Origin of the sequence: Nonomuraea polychroma (assembly GCF_004011505.1) — a bacterium.
In the GTDB taxonomy this organism is placed as follows: Bacteria; Actinomycetota; Actinomycetes; order Streptosporangiales; family Streptosporangiaceae; genus Nonomuraea; species Nonomuraea polychroma.
Genome location: NZ_SAUN01000001.1, coordinates 7,408,667 through 7,424,964, shown reverse-complemented (window position 1 = coordinate 7,424,964; position 16,298 = coordinate 7,408,667). Strand labels below are relative to the sequence as shown.

Annotated in this window: 14 protein-coding genes; 3 read left to right on the top strand and 11 right to left on the bottom strand. The window is 72.0% G+C overall.

Going from position 1 to position 16,298, the window contains the following annotated elements; all coding sequences use genetic code 11:
* Positions 1-1,863, bottom strand: a complete 1,863-nt coding sequence (locus tag EDD27_RS33865) for an ABC transporter ATP-binding protein (RefSeq protein ID WP_127936006.1) — start codon at positions 1,861-1,863, stop codon at positions 1-3.
* 332 nt (positions 1,864-2,195) lie between these two features.
* Between EDD27_RS33865 and EDD27_RS33860 the strand changes: the two genes are divergently transcribed.
* Positions 2,196-2,963, top strand: a complete 768-nt coding sequence (locus EDD27_RS33860; RefSeq protein WP_164903905.1) for an AMP-binding protein — start codon at positions 2,196-2,198, stop codon at positions 2,961-2,963.
* A gap of 75 nt (positions 2,964-3,038) precedes the next feature.
* On the opposite strand, the gene EDD27_RS33855 is transcribed toward EDD27_RS33860, so the two are convergent.
* The 9 genes from EDD27_RS33855 to EDD27_RS33815 form a co-directional block, all read right to left on the bottom strand.
* Positions 3,039-4,043 carry a 2-hydroxyacid dehydrogenase gene (locus tag EDD27_RS33855; protein ID WP_241564403.1) on the bottom strand — a complete coding sequence of 335 codons (1,005 nt, stop codon included), beginning with the start codon at positions 4,041-4,043 and terminating at the stop codon, positions 3,039-3,041.
* A complete protein-coding gene (locus EDD27_RS33850) occupies positions 4,040-4,660 on the bottom strand; it encodes a histidine phosphatase family protein (RefSeq protein WP_127936004.1) in 621 nt (206 codons plus the stop codon). Before EDD27_RS33850 ends, EDD27_RS33855 begins: the two co-directional genes overlap by 4 nt.
* A complete protein-coding gene (locus tag EDD27_RS33845) occupies positions 4,657-6,075 on the bottom strand; it encodes an FGGY-family carbohydrate kinase (RefSeq protein WP_127936003.1) in 1,419 nt (472 codons plus the stop codon). The genes EDD27_RS33850 and EDD27_RS33845 overlap by 4 nt, the downstream gene beginning before the upstream one ends.
* Positions 6,072-7,556, bottom strand: a complete 1,485-nt coding sequence (locus tag EDD27_RS33840) for an FGGY-family carbohydrate kinase (protein ID WP_127936002.1) — start codon at positions 7,554-7,556, stop codon at positions 6,072-6,074. Before EDD27_RS33840 ends, EDD27_RS33845 begins: the two co-directional genes overlap by 4 nt.
* Positions 7,556-8,788 carry a sugar ABC transporter permease gene (locus EDD27_RS33835; protein ID WP_127936001.1) on the bottom strand — a complete coding sequence of 411 codons (1,233 nt, stop codon included), beginning with the start codon at positions 8,786-8,788 and terminating at the stop codon, positions 7,556-7,558. The genes EDD27_RS33840 and EDD27_RS33835 overlap by 1 nt, the downstream gene beginning before the upstream one ends.
* A complete protein-coding gene (locus tag EDD27_RS33830) occupies positions 8,785-9,546 on the bottom strand; it encodes an ATP-binding cassette domain-containing protein (protein ID WP_127936000.1) in 762 nt (253 codons plus the stop codon). Before EDD27_RS33830 ends, EDD27_RS33835 begins: the two co-directional genes overlap by 4 nt.
* The gene (locus tag EDD27_RS33825) at positions 9,546-10,640 is read right to left on the bottom strand and encodes an ABC transporter substrate-binding protein (protein WP_206641785.1); all 1,095 of its coding nucleotides are present in this window, start codon (positions 10,638-10,640) and stop codon (positions 9,546-9,548) included. Before EDD27_RS33825 ends, EDD27_RS33830 begins: the two co-directional genes overlap by 1 nt.
* A 144-nt stretch (positions 10,641-10,784) precedes the next feature.
* Positions 10,785-11,753: a sugar-binding transcriptional regulator gene (locus EDD27_RS33820; RefSeq protein ID WP_127935999.1), complete on the bottom strand. Its 969-nt coding sequence runs from the start codon at positions 11,751-11,753 to the stop codon at positions 10,785-10,787.
* A 92-nt stretch (positions 11,754-11,845) separates the two neighbouring features.
* A complete protein-coding gene (locus EDD27_RS33815; protein WP_241564402.1) occupies positions 11,846-13,039 on the bottom strand; it encodes an MFS transporter in 1,194 nt (397 codons plus the stop codon).
* A gap of 59 nt (positions 13,040-13,098) precedes the next feature.
* On the opposite strand from EDD27_RS33815, the gene EDD27_RS57995 reads away from it, so the two are divergent.
* Positions 13,099-14,094, top strand: a complete 996-nt coding sequence (locus tag EDD27_RS57995) for an ArsR/SmtB family transcription factor (protein ID WP_127935997.1) — start codon at positions 13,099-13,101, stop codon at positions 14,092-14,094.
* Here EDD27_RS57995 and EDD27_RS33805 read toward each other — a convergent pair.
* Positions 14,063-15,040: a LacI family DNA-binding transcriptional regulator gene (locus EDD27_RS33805; RefSeq protein WP_421916211.1), complete on the bottom strand. Its 978-nt coding sequence runs from the start codon at positions 15,038-15,040 to the stop codon at positions 14,063-14,065. The two genes, EDD27_RS57995 and EDD27_RS33805, sit on opposite strands and share 32 nt — an antisense overlap.
* 70 nt (positions 15,041-15,110) lie before the next feature.
* Here EDD27_RS33805 and EDD27_RS33800 point away from each other — a divergent pair, with 70 nt between their 5' ends.
* Complete coding sequence (locus EDD27_RS33800; protein WP_127935996.1) at positions 15,111-16,283, top strand: CynX/NimT family MFS transporter; 1,173 nt, start codon at positions 15,111-15,113, stop codon at positions 16,281-16,283.
* Positions 16,284-16,298 lie beyond the last annotated feature (15 nt).

Genomic DNA, 16,298 nt, shown 5'->3' with positions numbered 1-16,298 from the left:
TCAGCGGTAGGCCCTGGCTTGGAGGGTGTAGAGGTCGGCGTAGAGGCCGTCGAGGGCCATGAGGGTGTCGTGGTCGCCTTGTTCGGTGACTTTGCCGTGCTCCAGGACGTAGATGCGGTCGGCGTAGCGCACGCTGGCCAGGCGGTGGGTGATGAGCAGGACGGTGCGGCCGTCGGCGTGGCCGCGGATGCGTTCGAAGAGGGCGTGTTCGGCGCGGGCGTCGAGCGCGGCGGTGGGTTCGTCGCAGATGAGCAGGTCGGCGTCGCGGTGGAAGCCGCGGGCCACGGCGATGCGCTGCCATTGGCCGCCGGACAGCTCGTGGCCGTCCTTGAAGCGGCGGTCGAGCAGCGTGCGGTAGCCGTGCGGCAGTCCGGCGACGACCTCGTCCGCGCCCGCCACCGCGGCGGCATTGTGTAACGCCTCCTGCCCTTTGTCGGTGCCCATCGTGATGTTGTAGCGGGCCGTCAGGGGCCAGCGGGTGTGGTCCTGGGCGATCACGGCGGTGCGCAGGCGCAGTTGCTCGGGGTCGATCTGTTTGAGGTCGATGTCGTCCCAGAAGACCGCGCCGGAGTCCGGCTCGTAGAGGCCGGAGAGGATCTTGGCGAGGGTGGTCTTGCCGGAGCCGTTCTCGCCGACGAACGCGATCACCTCGCCCAGCTTGATCTCGATGTTCACCTTGCGCAGGGCCGGCTCCTTCGCGCCGGGGTAGGTGAACGTCACGTCTCTGGCGGTGATGCGCTGGAAGCCGGGCGGCAACGCGGCCGGTCGGCTCTCGGACACGCGGCGCTCGGCGTCGGCGCAGAACTCGAGGAAGTCGGTGAAGTAGAGGCCCTCCTCGTAGAGGCGGTTGGTGGCGTAAATGAGATTGTTCAGAGACTGCTGGGCCGATCTGATCGCCAGGACCGCCGTGCCGGCCACGGCCAGCGGGATCGCCCCGATCGCCAGGAGCACACCCAGGGCCGTGTAGACCAGGCCGGTGCCGAGGCCGCCGAGCGCCTGGCCGGCGAGCCCGGCGAACATCTGCCGCCTGGCCAGCTTGAGCAGCACGTCCTGCTCGGCCCTGGCCACGGCGTCGTACATGCGCAGCAGGAATCCGCGCATCGTGAACGAGCGCACCTCGGCGGCCGGCTCCCGGTCGGCCAGCAGCTCGGCGATGATCCACTTGCGGCGCTTGGCGGGGATGAGGGCGTAGAGGGTGGCGTAGCGCATCTTGGCGCTGCGGACCATGGCCCAGGCGTCCGGCAGCACCGCGAGGAGGAGCAGCGGGAGCAGCACCGGGTGCAGCACACCGAGCACGCCGGCCACGGCGGTGATGCCGACGGCGGCCGTCAGCACGTCGACGGCCGCGGACACCACCTGGTCCGCCATGGCCACGCCACGCAGCCTGGCCCGCTGCAACGCGTCGTGGAACTCGGGGTCGTCGTAGGCCACCAGGTCGACGCGGCTGGTCAGGCCGTAGAGCCGCTCCTCGGTCAGGCGGCTGACCTGCGGGTCGAGGCGCGACTGCGCCCAGCCGGCGCCGGCCTGCACCGCCGTGCGCAGGGCCGCGGCGGTGGCCACCAGGGCCAGGCTGGGCAGCGCCGCCATGACGCGGTCCGGGGTCGGGCCCTCGCTGAAGAGCGCGGTGAGCACGCCGGTCGTGGCCAGCAGCCCGAACGCGGTGAACACGCCGCCGAGCAGGTTGAGCGCGACCGTGGCCACCGTGTCGCGCGGGCTGGCCCGCCACGCCATGCGCATCGCCTGGGCCACGAGCGACGGCAGTCGCCTGGCGATGGTCAGGAAGCCCACGTCCGCCAGCTTGTCCGTGTGGGCGTGCCAGTCGGAGAAGGAGATCTCGCCGAGCTCCAGCGGCTCATCGGCCATGAGTTGAGTGTGCCCACGGGCACTGACAGTTCTCTACCAATTATCGAGCGTAGTCAGTAGACTACTCACAGTGATTCCGGCCTCATCTACACATTGGCTTCTGCATCGTCGAATGGCCATGTCAACGCATGCGCCACTGTCTTGTGCAGCCCTACGGTTGAGGACGTCGCGCGGTCCACGGGTCCGGACGTCTTCGGAGGGGTGGGAGTCCGGCTCCGGTCGTGCGGCAGCGGGCTCGAGTCGCGCAGGCTCGGGCCCGCCCGCCAGAATGCACATCGGCGTACATAGATCGGTGGATGCTGCGCCGCCCGGGCGGTCATACGTTGGCGGGCATGCAGCCCGACGCCTCGGCCACCGTGATCAACGAGGTGTTCCGCCGGGCCTACGAGCGCGGTGACCGGCCTGCGCTGGTCGACCTGCGCGGCGGCCACGTCTACGGCTATCGGCGGCTGGTGACCGACGTGACCAGGGCGGCGTCCGGGCTGGTGCGCAGAGGCGTGCGGCGCGACCACGTCGTGGGGGTGCACGTCTCGACGCCGGGCGCGCAGACGCTGGCCGTGCACACGGTGCTGGCGGCCGGCGGCGTGGCGGCGCCCATCGACCCCGCGCTCGGCGCCGGGGACATGGCCGCCTGGCTGCGGGCCTGCGGCGCCCGTGCCCTCATCACCACGCCGGACCTGGCCGAGACGGCGACGTCAGCGGCGACCGGGTCCCAGGTGCGGCAGATCGTCTCGCTCGGCGCGGCGCTCGACACGGTCGACTACCGCACGCTGCTCACGCTCGAGCCCACCGCGCTGCCCGCGCTCGACGCCGAGCACCAGGACGCGCTGCTGCTGGCGGACGGCCGCCGCATGTCGCACGCGGCGCTCCTGACCAGGATGGCCGAGCTCGACCAGCCCGTACGCCTGGCCGAGTCCGACGTCGTGCTGACCACGTGGCGGCCCGACGGCGGCTGCGACCTGCTCGCGCTCGTCGGTCTCGCCATGTCGAAAGGGGCGCTCGTGGTGGCGTCGGGCGACGGCGATCTTCCGGTCGACGGCCACGAGTTCGATGTCACCGTGGTGACCGGCCCCCGCCGCAGGCTGGAACGCCTGCGCTGACTACGCGCTCCACGCTGAAGGCGCGCCCGTCCCGACTCGGCAGGTTCTTCATGCGCGGGCTCATGGCGCGAGCGCTCAAGGGGTGGCCACGTGGACGAGCGGCTCGCCGCGTACGTAGCGGGCCACGTCCGCCGCCACGATCGCGGCCGCCTTCATCGCCGTCTCCTTGCTGGCCCCGGCCAGGTGCGGTGTCATGATCAGATTCGGCGTCGTGAGCAGGCGCGAGCCCGGCGGGATCGGCTCCTCGGGGAAGACGTCCATCGCGGCGCCGAACAGGTGGCCGGAATCCAGCGCGTCGCACAACGCGTCGTAGTCCAGCAGCGCGCCGCGGGCGCAGTTGACCAGGACCGAGCCGCGCGGCATGGCCGCGAGCTCGGCCGTGCCGATCATGCCGGCGGTCTCCGGGGTGGCGCGGGCGTGCAGGGAGACGAAGCGGGAGCGGCGCAGCAGCTCGTCGAGCTCCACCCGGCCGGGCACGTCGACGTACGGGTCGTGGACGAGGACGTCCGCGCCGAAGCCCTCCAGCATGCGGGCCACGCGGCGGCCGATCGCGCCGTAGCCGACCAGGCCGACCGTGCTGCCCTCCAGCTCGGGGCCGACGTTGTCGTACATGTAATAGTCGCCGCGCCACACGCCCCCCGCCAGGTCGGCGTGCGTCTGGGGGATCCTGCGCGTGGCGGCCAGCAACATCGCGAGCGTGTGCTCGGCGGTGGCGACCGCGTTGCGGCCCGGCGCGTACGTCACCGCCACCCCTGCCTGCGCCGCCGCCTCCAGGTTCGCGTTCACCGGGCCGCCCCGGCTCACGCAGAACAACCGCAGGTCGGGGGAGGCGTCCAGGACCCGCTTGGTCAGGGGAGCCATCTGGGTCACGCAGACCTCGACGCCGCGGAGCGCCTCGATCAGCTCGTCCTCCACGTCCGAAGCCTCGTCCACCTCACCCACCCGGCCGAACGGCTCCACCGGCCACGGCAGCGTCAGCTCGCGGATGTCCACCTCGCCGGGGACCTCGCGCCTGAGCGCGTCGGCGAGCAGGCGGTTCTGGACGAAGTGGTCGCCTGCGACAAGGACTCGGATGGTCAACGAACGGCTCCAATCGGAGAGTTGTACTGCAGCAACGCGGCCCGTCCGCCCTCATCGCGCAGACGCAGCTCGGTCAGCGCGCAGTTGTCCAGGCGCGGGAACAACCGCCGGTACTCGCCGAGCGGCACGCCGATCAGCCGGCACAGGGCCAGCCTGATCGCCGTGGTGTGCGCGACCACCAGCACCCGGCCGCCCGGGTCCGCGGCGGCGATGTCGTGCAGGGCCGCGACGAATCGGGCGGCGGCCGCGTGCGGGTCCTCGCCACCGGGCAGCGGGTGCCCGGCGGGGTCGGCCTCGAAGGCGGCGCGTGCCCCGGGGAAACGTTCGGTCATCTCGGCCGAGGTCAGGCCCTCTCCCTCGCCGAAGTCCAGCTCGCGCAGCCGGGCGTCAGTCCGGAGCGCCACGCCGCTCTTGGCCGCGCTCGCCTCGGCGGTGATCCTGGCGCGGCTGAGCGTGGAGGCCCACACCGCCGACAGGCCCGCTCCCGCGGCCCATGCGGCCAGTTGGGCGGCCTGGGCGTGGCCGCGCGGCGTCAGCTCGACGTCGCTGACGCCGGCGTAGCGGTTCTCGGCGTGCCAGACGGTCTCGCCGTGGCGGACGAGGACGAGGTCGGTCATCGGGCGGTCCTCTCACGGGCGTGTCGCGCGGCCTTGTCCGAGAGCCAGCCGCGCCGCTCCAGCTCGGCGACGAAGCGCAGGTACGGATCCCGCAGATCGATGTGCGACGGTTCCACGATCGCGCGGGTCCTGATCATCAGGGCGGGGTCGCCGCCCGCCAGGACGGCCATGCCCAGCGCGGGCTCGGCGTTCTCGCGCAGCGTCACGGGACGTCCCAGGACGTCCGCCCGCAGCTGGTTCCAGAAGGCGCTGCGGGTGGCGCCACCGGTCAGGATCACCTCGCCGTCCACGGCAGCACCGAGGAGGTCGAGGTAGTCGAGGCACAGGCGTTCGATGAAGGCCGCGCCCAGGAGGATCGCGGCGTACCGGTCCACGTCGTCGGCGGGGTCGCCGAGGGTGAAGGTCTCGGCGTCGGGGGCGTCGAACGGGAAGCGCTCGCCGCGCGACACCAGCGGGTAGGTGATGGGCGTGTGTCCGCTGAAGCGCGTGGCGGCCTGCTCGCTGAGCATGTCCAGGTCGCGGCCCGGCAGGTCGCGGGTCAACGCCCCCGCGCCCGTGCTGGACGCACCGCCCGGCAGCCAGGAGCCGTCAGGGGCGCGGTGCGAGTACACCACGCCGAGCGGGTCGTGGAGCAGCTCCTTCGTCACGCCCTTGAGCACCAGCGTCGTGCCCAGCACCGAGTTCCAGTTGCCGGCCCGGGTGGCGCCCGCGCCGAGCTGGGCCGCGCAGCCGTCCGTCATCCCGGCGATCACCGGTGTGCCCGCCGGTATGCCGGTCTCCTCCGCGGCCGCCGCGCAGACCACCCCCAGCCGGGCGCCCGGCCGTACGACTTCGGGGAGGATCTCCGCAGGCACCAGCTCCAGCACCTCGGCGGGCCAGCGCTCCTCGATCAGGTCCACGCCGGTCTTGAGCGCGTTGCTCAGGTCCGTGGGGACCTCGTGCCCGACCAGCCGCCGGTTCACGAAGTCGTTCTGGTGCGCCAGCCGGGCTCCGGCGGGAGCGTCGGGGAGCAGCCACAGCAGTTTCGGCAGCGCCCAGTTGGGTTGCATGCGGCGGTAGCCGAGCCGCTCCCACACGGGCGCGCCGACCTCATTGACGCGTTCGGCGCCGGCGCGGCGGTCGTCGTACATGAGGGCGGGCGTCAGCGGCCTGCCGGAGACGTCCGTGAGCAGGATCGTTCCAGACGTGGCGGCTACGGCCACGCCCGCGACCAGGGAAGACGGCACGTCACGCAGCGCCTCCCGGGTGGCGGCGGCCAGCGCGCGCCACCACTCCTCGGGATCCTGCTCATGGCGTGGCCCGTCGCGGCGGCTGGTCAGGGGGCGACCGGCCACGCCGAGCACCTCGCCGCTCTCACCGACGGCCATCGCCCGCACGCTCTGCGTCCCCAGGTCTATGCCGATCCAGATGCTCATGTCCGGCCCCTGGACCGCATCTCGCCCAGCAGCGGCCACGAAACCGCGCTGGTCTCGCGCAGTGTCAGGAAGTCGTCGAACAGCCCCGCGTAGAACGCCTGCCGGGCCGGGTCGGGTTCCACCCCGTCACGCAGGCGTACGTGCTCGGCGGCCGCGGCGGCGATGGACGGGGCGGCGCCGGTGCCGGCCAGTCCCACCAGGAAGGCTCCCCGGGCGCCCACCTCGGCGTCGGCCGAGCGCCGCACCGGCAGCCCGGTGACGTCGGCGATCATCCCGAGCCAGGCGGTGCTGGCCGACCCGCCCCCGCAGACCCGCAGCTCCGTCGGCGCGAGCTCCGTCGCGCCGGTGGCCGCCAGGCAATCCTTGATCACCATGGTGAGTCCTTCGAGTGCCGCCCGCGCGACGTGCTCGCGCCCGTGCTCGAATGACAGGCCCAGCATCGCGCCCCGCGCGAGGGGGTCCGTGAACGGCGCCCGCTCGCCGGCGGGTGACAGGTACGGCAGGAACGTCAGCCCGCCCGCGCCGGGCGCGCTCCGGCCGGCCAGCTCACCGAGCTCCGCCGGCTCCCGCAGCCCCAGCAGGCGGCACGTCCACTGCACCACCTCCGTGCCCGCGAACGTGGGGAACGCCCGCAGGTAGCCCTCCGGCAACGCGATCGTGATGCCGATCGGGTCGCCGTCCAGCGCGGGGGAGTCGACGACGACCTCGGTGCACAGCGTGGTCCCGAGGATGTCGCACGCCTGCCCGGGCGCCACCGCGCCCGCGCCCAGCGCCGTCGCGGCGATGTCATAGGGGGCCATCACGACCGGTGTCCCGGTGGCCAGCCCCAGCGCTGCCGCCGCCTGCGGGCTGAGCTCGCCGACCGGGCAGGAGCGGACCGGGGGAAGGAGCCGCTCGGCCCACTCCAGGCCGAACATGGCGAGCAGGTCGGGCGAGTAGGCCCGCGCCCGCAGGTCCATGAACGGCGCGGAGGCGTCGGACTCCTCCGCCACCGCCTCCCCGGTCAGTTTCGCGAAGATCCAGCCGCCGCAGGTGAGCATGGCGGCCGACCGCTCCAGCCGCTCAGGCTCGTGCTCGCGCAGCCACGTCAGGATCGCGTGCGGCAGCCCGGACGCGGCCGAGGATCCGTTGATCCGGAAGGCCGCCGCGGCCAGTCCTTCGCGCGTCCAGGAGTCCACGGTGGCCGCCGCGCGGGCGTCGTTCCACAGGATGGCCGGTCCGGTGGGCTCGAGATCCGCGCCGACCAGCCAGCAGCCGTCGCCCTGGGCCGTCACCGCCAGGAAGTCGACGTCTCCCGTCGCGACCTGGCGTACCGTGGCCGCGACCGCGTCCCAGACCGCTGCCATGTCCTGTTCGGCGTGGCCGGGCGCGGGCCTGGACACCACGGTCTCGCGCCGGGCGACGGCCGACTCCGCGCCGGCGGCGTCGTACGCGACCGCCTTGATGACCGTGGTCCCCGCGTCCACGCAGATGATCGCCATCACGCCCTGCCGTGCGAGGTCCTCGACCGGCGCGACACCGAGTCGACGATCACCGCGAGCAGCAGCACCGCGCCGGTGACCACGAACCTGATCGAGGAGTCCAGGTTGAGCAGTGTCAGGCCGCTGGAGATCGACTGGATCACGATGATCCCGAGCAGCGCGCCGAACGCGGTGCCGCGCCCGCCGAACAGGCTCGTCCCGCCGATCACGGCCGCCGCGATCGCGTTGAGGTTGACGTCACCGCCGCCGCTGCTCTGGTTGGCGGCCGCGAGCCTGGCCGCGGCCAGGATGCCGCCGACCGCCGCGAACGTCGAGCACAACACGAACACCGAGGTGTAGATCGCCCTGACGTTGATGCCGGCCCGGCGCGCGGCCTCCACATTGCCGCCCACGGCGTAGACCGCCCGGCCCCACTTTGTCCGCGACAGCAGGTAGTGCATGATCAGCACGAGCGCGACGAAGAAGACGAACATCCAGCCGATGCCGCGCGTCTGGCCGAGGTACCAGACCACGAAGGCCAGCACCGCCAGCAGCGCCACGCTCCTGAGCGCCAGGGTGGACACGCTCCTGGCAGACAGCCCCGCCCGGCGCCGCTCCCGCGCGTGCAGGTAACCGCTGGCGAACAGCCAGACCGCGGCGATCACCGCGAACGTGTACGACAACCAGGCCGGGACGAAAGCGAGCTGCGCGAAGTTCACCAGCCCCGAGTCGAAGGGCAGGTTGATCGATCCCTTCGTGCCCAGCACGTACAGCTGGAGCCCGAGGAACCCCAGCAGGCCGGCCATCGTGATCACGAAGCTCGGCACGCCGAACCGGTTGAACAACTGCCCGTACAGCCAGCCGATCACGGCGCCCATGATGACCGAGGCCGCGATGGCCAGCCAGACCGGCAACCCCTCGCCCACGAACAACACCGCGAGCACCGCGCCCGAGAGCCCGCTGACCGAGCCGACCGACAGGTCGATCTGGCCCACGAGGAGCACGCACACGATGCCGAGCGCGATGACGCCGACGGCGGCGGATTCGAGGGTGAGGTTCACCAGGTTCGCGCTGGACAGGAAGACCGGGTTGAGCACCTGCAGGACGGTCCAGATGACCACCAGGCCGACCACGACCGGGATGACGCCGAGGTCGCCGCCACGGGCCCGCTCGACCACGTCGGCGAGCGCCCCGCGCAGCCCGTCGCGGTTCTGGAGGCGCTCGTCCTGGCGATCCGTGGTCAGTGTGCTCACGACGGCATTCCTTTCTGCGCGCGACGAGAGACGGCATTGTCGGTGGCGCCGGTGATGGCGGCGATGATGTCCTCGGTGGTGACCTCGCTGACGTCGAACACACCGTTGTTGCGGCCGAGCCGCAGCACCGCCACGGTGTCGGCGACGGCCTTCACGTCCGCCATGTTGTGGCTGATCATGATGACGCCCAGGCCGTTCTCACGCAGCCGCTCGACCAGGTTGAGCACCTCGGCGGTCTGGGCCACGCCGAGCGCGGCGGTGGGCTCGTCGAGGATGATGATCTTCGGGTCGCCGAGCAGCGACCTGGCGATGGCGACCGTCTGGCGCTGGCCGCCGGACAGCGCCGCGACCGGCACCCGTACGCTCGGGATCTTGGCGGAGAGCTGGCGCAGCAGCTCCCACGAGCGCGTCTCCATGGCCACGTCGTTCAGCCGCAGCGGGCGGATCTCCTGGCCGAGGAACAGGTTCTGGATGACGTTGAGGTTCTCGCACAACGCCAGGTCCTGGAAGACGGTGGCGATGCCGAGCTTGTGCGCGGCGGCCGGTGTCGGGATGTCGACCTCGCGGCCCTCGAACGTGATCGTGCCGGAGTCCTGCGGGTGCACGCCCGACAGGATCTTCACCAGTGTCGACTTGCCCGCGCCGTTGTCGCCGACGACCGCGACGACCTGGCCGGCGGCGACGTCGAGGTCGATGCCGGTGAGCGCGGCCACCGCGCCGAAGGTCTTGCTGATCCCGCGGAGGGAAAGAACGTTCATTACTTGATTCCGAGCTCGGCGCAACCCTTGGCGTACTCGCCCGTGCAGATCTCGGCGGCCTTCATGATGCCGCTGTCGAACAGCACTTCCTTGATGTTCTCCCTGGTCACGACCGTGGGGGTGAACAACTCGGACGGCGTGTTGTACAGCGTGGTCTTGCCCGCGGGCTTCTTGCCCTGCATGAACTCCCAGGCCACGTTCGCCGACGCCTCGGCCACGATCTTGATGGGCTTGGAGATCGTGTTGTACTGGTCGCCGGCGATGATGCGTTGCGCGGCGGCCGGCTCGGCGTCGTTGCCGGTGATCGGCGGCACCTTCACGCCCGCGGCCTTGAACGCGGCGATCGCGCCGCCGCCGGTGCCGTCGTTCGCCGCGACCACGCCGACGATCTGGTCCTTGAACTGCGTGATCTGGCCGCTCACCCAGGTCTGTGCCTTCTCCGGCTGCCAGTCGGGGGTGTCGTACTCGGCCAGCAGCTTGAAGCCGCTGGGGTCGATCGCGCTGTGGATGCCCTTCTTGATCAGCCCGGCCGCCGCGTCCGTCGGGGAGCCGTTGACCTCGAGGATCCCGCCCTCGGCGTTCTCCTTCTTGAGGTGGTCCACCAGGGACTGGGCGATCATCTGGCCGATCTTCTCGTTGTCGAACGAGATGTAGTAGTCGGCCGGCGTGGCAGGGATCGGCCGGTCGTAGGCGATGACCGGCACCTGCTGCGACTGCGCCGACTTGACGATGGTGGCCGCGGCGGCGGAGTCGACCGGGTCGAGCACGATGGCCTTGACGCCCTGGGCCAGTGCGGAGTTGGCCTGTTGCTGCTGCTTGGCGGCGTCGGAGTCGGCGTTCTGGTAGATGACCTCGCACGTCGGGCACAGCTGCTTCATGCGCGCCTCGAACAGCGGCTTGTCCTGCAGTTCGTACCTGGTCGACGCGAGGTCGGGCATGAGGAAGGCGACCTTGGCGTTCTGCAGATCGCCGCCGCCGCCGCTGGTGGTGGTCCCGCCGGTGGAGCCGGAGCCTGAGCCGCACGCGGCCAGCATCGAGCCGGCGAGCACTGCCACTGCGGTGAACGCGGAGGTCCGCATCTTAACTCTGTTCACGGATTCGTTCCTCACTCGCTACGTCCTCGCGGACGGGTCCATTCGCTCGCTGCCCCCGAGACACGGACATGCCCTCACACAAGGGAAAACCCGTGGTGCGGCTCACGTTAGCGTGCGTTCAGAAACTTTGTCCAGCACAGATGTTCAGAGCTGACGTGCGGCGGCCACCAGGCCCTCTGCGGTGGGAGTGTCGGTGACGAGCTGCTTGAAGTAGCCGCCACGGGCGCCGGCGACGATCGACAGCACCTTCTCCGCGCCCACGGCCACCGCGATCACGGCGGGAATGCGGCGCAGCTCCTCCAGCTTCGCGGCCACCAGCCGCTCGCCGCCCGGATAGGTGATCGGGGCGCCGTCGCGGTCGTAAACCCGCATGCACACGTCGCCCACGGCCTCGCGCAGGCTGTCGGCGTCGCGTGGCATGAGTGAGGGCACCATCTGCCGCATCAGCGGCGGCGATCCGACGCCGACGATCGCGCACTTGGCATGCGCCCACAGGTCCATGACGCGACGCACGGACGGCTCGTGCTGCAGGGAGTAGAACAGCTCGGGGCCGGGCAGGGCGGGCGCGTAGAGGTAGGCGGGCACGCCGCCGACGCGTTCGGCCAGGATGCGGGTGGTCTCGTTGGTCTGGAACCAGGGCTGCGGCTCCTCCTGCCCGCCGACCGCGGGCGCGATCGTGACGCCGGGGAACCGGCCGAGCCCTTCGCGGGCGCACTCGTAGACGGTGCTGCCGGAGGAGACCAGCACGACGTCGCCGGATTCCAGGCCGACGGCGGCCAGCGCGCGGGCCACGCCGGGCGCCAGCCAGGGGCCCAGGGCCGGGCCGCTGACCTTGGGCACCAGATAGACGCGCTCCAGGCCGAGCGCCTGCGCGACCTCGTCGGCCAGCGGGCCCTCCGCCAACGTGGCGGGACGATGCACCTTGATCTCGACGATGCCCTGCTTGCGTGCCTCGGTGAGCAGCCTGCTCACCGTCGCTCTGGAGACGCCGAGCCGCTTGGCGATGTCGCCCTGCGTGGCGTCCTCCATGTAGTACTGCTGCGCCGCCGCGTACATCAGCTCATGCGGGAACCTGGCCTGCTGCGCGTCCGGGGCGACGTCGGCGGCATTCATTGCACGCGCTCCTCGTGAACAAGCTTGCTGAACTGATGTGCAACGACTATACCCGTGTGCTCTCCGGAGAGAAGGCTAGTCGTCGATCATGATCAGCGAGCCGGGTACGGCGCGGGAGACGGGCGCAACACGCCGGCCAGGGCCAGCGCCACCAGGATGCCCCCGCCGCCCGCGACCGCGATCGCGGGGCCAGGCCCGATCGCCTCGCCCAGCGCCCCGACCAGGGCCGCGCCGACCGCCTGGCCGGTCATCAACCCTGCGGACTGCAGTCCGAACGCCTGCCCGCGCACTTCCTCGGGCACCGCGTCCACGAACCGCCGCTGCAGCCCCAGCTGGTACGCCAGCCCCGCCGTCGCCACCCCCGCCAGCACGGACGCCCACACGACCTCCGGCCCGAACGCGTAGCCGACCCAGGGGATCCCCAGGAGCACGGCCAGCGGCAAAGACAACCGCTCACGCAGCGTCGGCGCCGCGAAGCGGCCGACCGCGAACTCGCCGACCGCCATGCCGGCCGCGGCGGCCGCCAGCACCACCCCGGCCTGCCCTTGCCCGCCCATGTACGGCACCACCATGGCCTCGGCCCCGGCCAGGCACACACACGGCAGCCAGCCGGCCAGCAACAACCCGCGAACCTGCCCGTCTGCCAGCAGTCGCCGGTTGACCCGCAGCGTCTCCCGTACCGCACCGCCCCGGGCCGCACCCCGCGCCGGCTGGTGCGGGAGCCCCGCCCGCAGCACCGCGGCGGCAACGACCGACAGGGCCGCGGTGACCGCCAGCGCGCCGGAAGGCCCGGCGAGACCCAGGAACGCGCCCCCGGCGGCCAGCCCGGCGATCTGCGCGCTCGCGGAGGCGACGTTGAGCACCGAACGCCCCAGCACGAACGCGTCCCCGGGCAGGATCTCGGGCAACATCGCCGCCCGCGCCGCGAAGAACACCGGCGAGAACAGCCCGGTGACCAGCACCAGCGCCAGCAGCGCCCACACCGGCAGCCCCGCGTACGCCAGCAGCAGGCACGTCACCGCCCTGATCAGCTCGCCGGCGATCATCAGCGCCCGGGGCGGCACCCGGTCGGCCAGCGACAGCAGGAGCAACCCGCCGAGGATGAACGGCAACCACCCGGCCATGTACGCCGCGGCCGACAGCCCGGGAGAGCTGGTCCGCTCGTAGACCAGCACGGCCAGCGCCAGCATCTTGATCACATCACCGGCGATCAGCAGCACGAAGCTGCCGAACAACACCCGGAACTCCCTGACGGCGAACACCTCGCCGAACGTCGCGCCCTTCACGCCCCCGATGCTGGGGCGCGGCCGGGCCGGCCGGCGACTTTTTCGGATATAACCGAAAGATGGCTGCGGTGATCGAGGTCACCCCGCAGGATCTGGTGGCCAGCAGGTTCGCGATCTCCCCGTTGGTCGAGGCCATGCACGCCCAGTGGGTGCTGGCGGGCCGCATGGAGGCCGGCGTGCACGGGCGGTGGGTCGCGAGGTGGCGGGGCACCTACCGGCGGTTGGAGTGCGAGCACCTCGCGATGCGAGCCGCCGCGCTGGTCAGCGGCTTCAAGGGCAACACGAACGTGGACTTCATCGCCCCGCCGCCCACGGCGGTGGACGTGCCGTTCGAGGACGAGCTGGCCGCCATGCGGGCGACACCGCTGGCGCAGGCGCACGCGGAGATAGCCAGGGCGCTGGCCGGTCGCCCGCCTGTCACGGGTCCGGTCCGCGAGTTGCTGCTGGGCCCGCACGTGGTGCAGCGGTTCGCGGACGCCTATCAGGCGTTGTGGACCGAGATCCTCTCCCACGAGTGGCCGCGTCTGCGGGCGATCCTGCAGCGGGACGTGGCGCAGCGGGCGGGACGGCTGGCGGCCTACGGCTGGGCGGCGGCGCTGGAGGATCTCAGCCCACGGGTGCACTGGCGGCGCGGCGGGCAGATCGAGATCGAGATGCACTACAGCGGCACGCACAGGCTCGGCGGCAGAGGGCTGCTCTTCCTGCCGTCCGCGTTCACCGGCAGTGTCGGCGCCTATCTGGCGGACGCTTGGCCGTATGCGCTGGTCTACCCGGCCAGGGGCACCGCGGTCGCTCCTCCGGCGGCCGACGCGGACCTGTCGTCACTGATCGGCCGCAGCCGCGCGCGCATGCTCGCCGAGCTGGCCGAGCCCGCCACGACCACGCAGCTCGCGGCCCTGCTCGGGCAGAGCGTGGGCACCACGGGCGGGCACGTGGCGGCGTTGCGGAGGACCGGCCTGATCGCCGGCACCCGTACCGGGCGCAGCGTCCTGTACGTCCGCACCCCGCTCGGCGACGCCCTGGTCAAGGGAGCTCTCCCGAGCCGCGGGGGATGAGGCGTACCGGGAGCTGGATGTGCTCGGGCGGCCCGACGTCGCCGCGCAACCGGCGGAACAGCAGCTCGGCCGCGACCCTGCCCATCCAGGACGGGTCCTGCGCCACGACCGTCACCCCAGGCTGGAGCAGGTCGGACAGCTCGAAGTCGTCGAAGCCCACCAGCGCGATCGGCCGGCCCGCCAGCGCCCGCAGCGTGGTCACGGTGTAGCGGCCGTTGCCGGTGAACAGGGCCGTCGGCGGCCGGTCCAGGGCGAACATCCTGTCCAGGTCCGCCCGCACCCCCTCCAGCGTGGGCGGCCGCATGGAGACCAGCCGCGGGTCGTACAGGCCGCCGAGGGCCTCCCGGTAACCGCGGTGCCGCTCGGCGGCGGTGTAGATCGCCGGGTCGTCGCCGAGGAAGGCGATGCGGTGGTGGCCGTGCCCGAGCAGGTGGCGGATGGCCTGCTCGGCCCCGCCCGCGTTGTCGGCGAGCACGGTGTCCACGTCGAGCCCCGCTCCCGGCGGCCGGTCCGCGAACACCACCTTCGTCCCCGCCTCCAGCTCCGGCCGCAGGTACGTGTGGTCGTCCCCGGCCGGCACCACGATGAGCCCGTCCACCCGGCGCGTGCAGAACGTCTCGACCAGCTCCCGCTCCCTGACCGGCTTCTCCCCGGACGAGCCGGTCAGCAGGAGGCAGTCGTGGCCGATGACCACGTCCTCCACGGCTCTGCTCAAACCCGAGTAGAACGGGTCGGCGACGTCCTCGATGACCAGCCCGATCGTGGCCGTCCTGCCCCGGCGCAGCACCCGCGCGCTCTCGTTGCGGCTGTAGCCCAGCCGGTCGATGGCCGCGCGCACCCGCTCGGCGGTGGCGGGGTGCACGCCAGGCTCGCCGTTCACGACGCGCGAGACGGTCTTGAGCGCCACGCCCGCCGCCGTGGCGACGTCCTTCATCGTCGGTCTCACGCCAGGATCATGTCTCACCAGGTAGGGGGCAGACAACGTTGTCAAGGCGGCTGTGCGAGAGTGTTCCCCTATGTCGTTGAGATCCGCCGTGCTCGTGGCCGGGTTCGTCGTGGCCGCGCTCAACCTGCGGCCCGCCATCGCGGGCGTCTCTCCGCTCCTCGACGAGATCATGGATGATGTCGGACTCTCACCGGCGGGCGGCGGCGCGATCACCACGGTCATGGTGATCTGCCTCGGCGTGTTCGGCCCTGTGGCGCCGCTGCTCGCGCGGCGCATCGGGCTCGACCGCACGTTGCTGGCCGGGCTGCTCGTCATCGCCGCCGGCGTGGCGCTGCGCGGCCTCGACGGCGCGCCGATGCTCTACCTCGGCTCCGCCCTGGCCGCCACCGCGATCGCCGCCATGAACGTCGCCATGCCCGCCGTCGTCAAGCAACACTTCCCGTCCCGGATCAACCTGATGACCGGCGTCTACGTCGCGGCGGTGGTGGCCGGCGCCGCCACCGCCTCCGCCGTGATGATCCCCGTAGAGCACGCCACCGGGTACGGCTGGCGCGGCGTCTCGGCACTCCTGGCCGTGCCCGCCCTGCTGGCGGCGCTGCTCTGGCTGCCCCAGGCCCTGGCCAAGCAGGCGGGACCGCAGAACGGGCCCAGGCCGATCGGCATGGTCCTGCGTAGCCGCGTGACCTGGTACGTCACCGCGCTCATGGGCCTGCAGTCCCTCACCTTCTACGTCGTCCTGGCCTGGCTGCCGACGATCTTCCTGGACCACGGCCTGCCGGCCGACCAGGCGGGCTATCTGCTCAGCCTCACGAACCTGGTCCAGGTCGCCGCCTCGCTCGCGGTCCCGGTGCTGGCCGGCCGGCGCGCCTCACAGGTGCCGTACGTGGTCGGGGCGGGCGTGCTGACCGTGATCGGCTATCTCGGCGTGCTGCTGGCCCCGCTGACCGTGCCGTGGTTGTGGATGATCGTGCTCGGCATCGGCCAGGGCGCGTCCTTCGCGCTCGCCCTGCTGATCATCGCCCTGCGGCCGGCCGACCCCGCCACGGTGACCGCGTTGTCGGCCGTTGCTCAGTCCGTCGGGTACGTGATCGCGGCGCTGGGCCCGATGCTCTTCGGGCTCCTGCGGGAGGTCTCCGGCGGCTGGTCGGTGCCCCTGATCGCGGTGCTGGGGGTGCTGATGGTGCAGATCTTGGCTGGCTGGTTCGCCGGACGCCCTGCTACCTTAGGTAAGGCTAACCTTTAGGGGAGGGTGTTCCAG

Bases quoted from the DNA above. Each gene is read 5' to 3' on its own strand.
- EDD27_RS33865 (WP_127936006.1), bottom strand. From the start codon at position 1,863: ATGGCCGATGAGCCGCTGGAGCTCGGCGAGATCTCCTTCTCCGACTGG.
- EDD27_RS33860 (WP_164903905.1), top strand. From the start codon at position 2,196: ATGCAGCCCGACGCCTCGGCCACCGTGATCAACGAGGTGTTCCGCCGG.
- EDD27_RS33850 (WP_127936004.1), bottom strand. From the start codon at position 4,660: ATGACCGACCTCGTCCTCGTCCGCCACGGCGAGACCGTCTGGCACGCC.
- EDD27_RS33845 (WP_127936003.1), bottom strand. From the start codon at position 6,075: ATGAGCATCTGGATCGGCATAGACCTGGGGACGCAGAGCGTGCGGGCG.
- EDD27_RS33840 (WP_127936002.1), bottom strand. From the start codon at position 7,556: ATGGCGATCATCTGCGTGGACGCGGGGACCACGGTCATCAAGGCGGTC.
- EDD27_RS33830 (WP_127936000.1), bottom strand. From the start codon at position 9,546: ATGAACGTTCTTTCCCTCCGCGGGATCAGCAAGACCTTCGGCGCGGTG.
- EDD27_RS33820 (WP_127935999.1), bottom strand. From the start codon at position 11,753: ATGAATGCCGCCGACGTCGCCCCGGACGCGCAGCAGGCCAGGTTCCCG.
- EDD27_RS57995 (WP_127935997.1), top strand. From the start codon at position 13,099: ATGGCTGCGGTGATCGAGGTCACCCCGCAGGATCTGGTGGCCAGCAGG.
- EDD27_RS33800 (WP_127935996.1), top strand. From the start codon at position 15,111: ATGTCGTTGAGATCCGCCGTGCTCGTGGCCGGGTTCGTCGTGGCCGCG.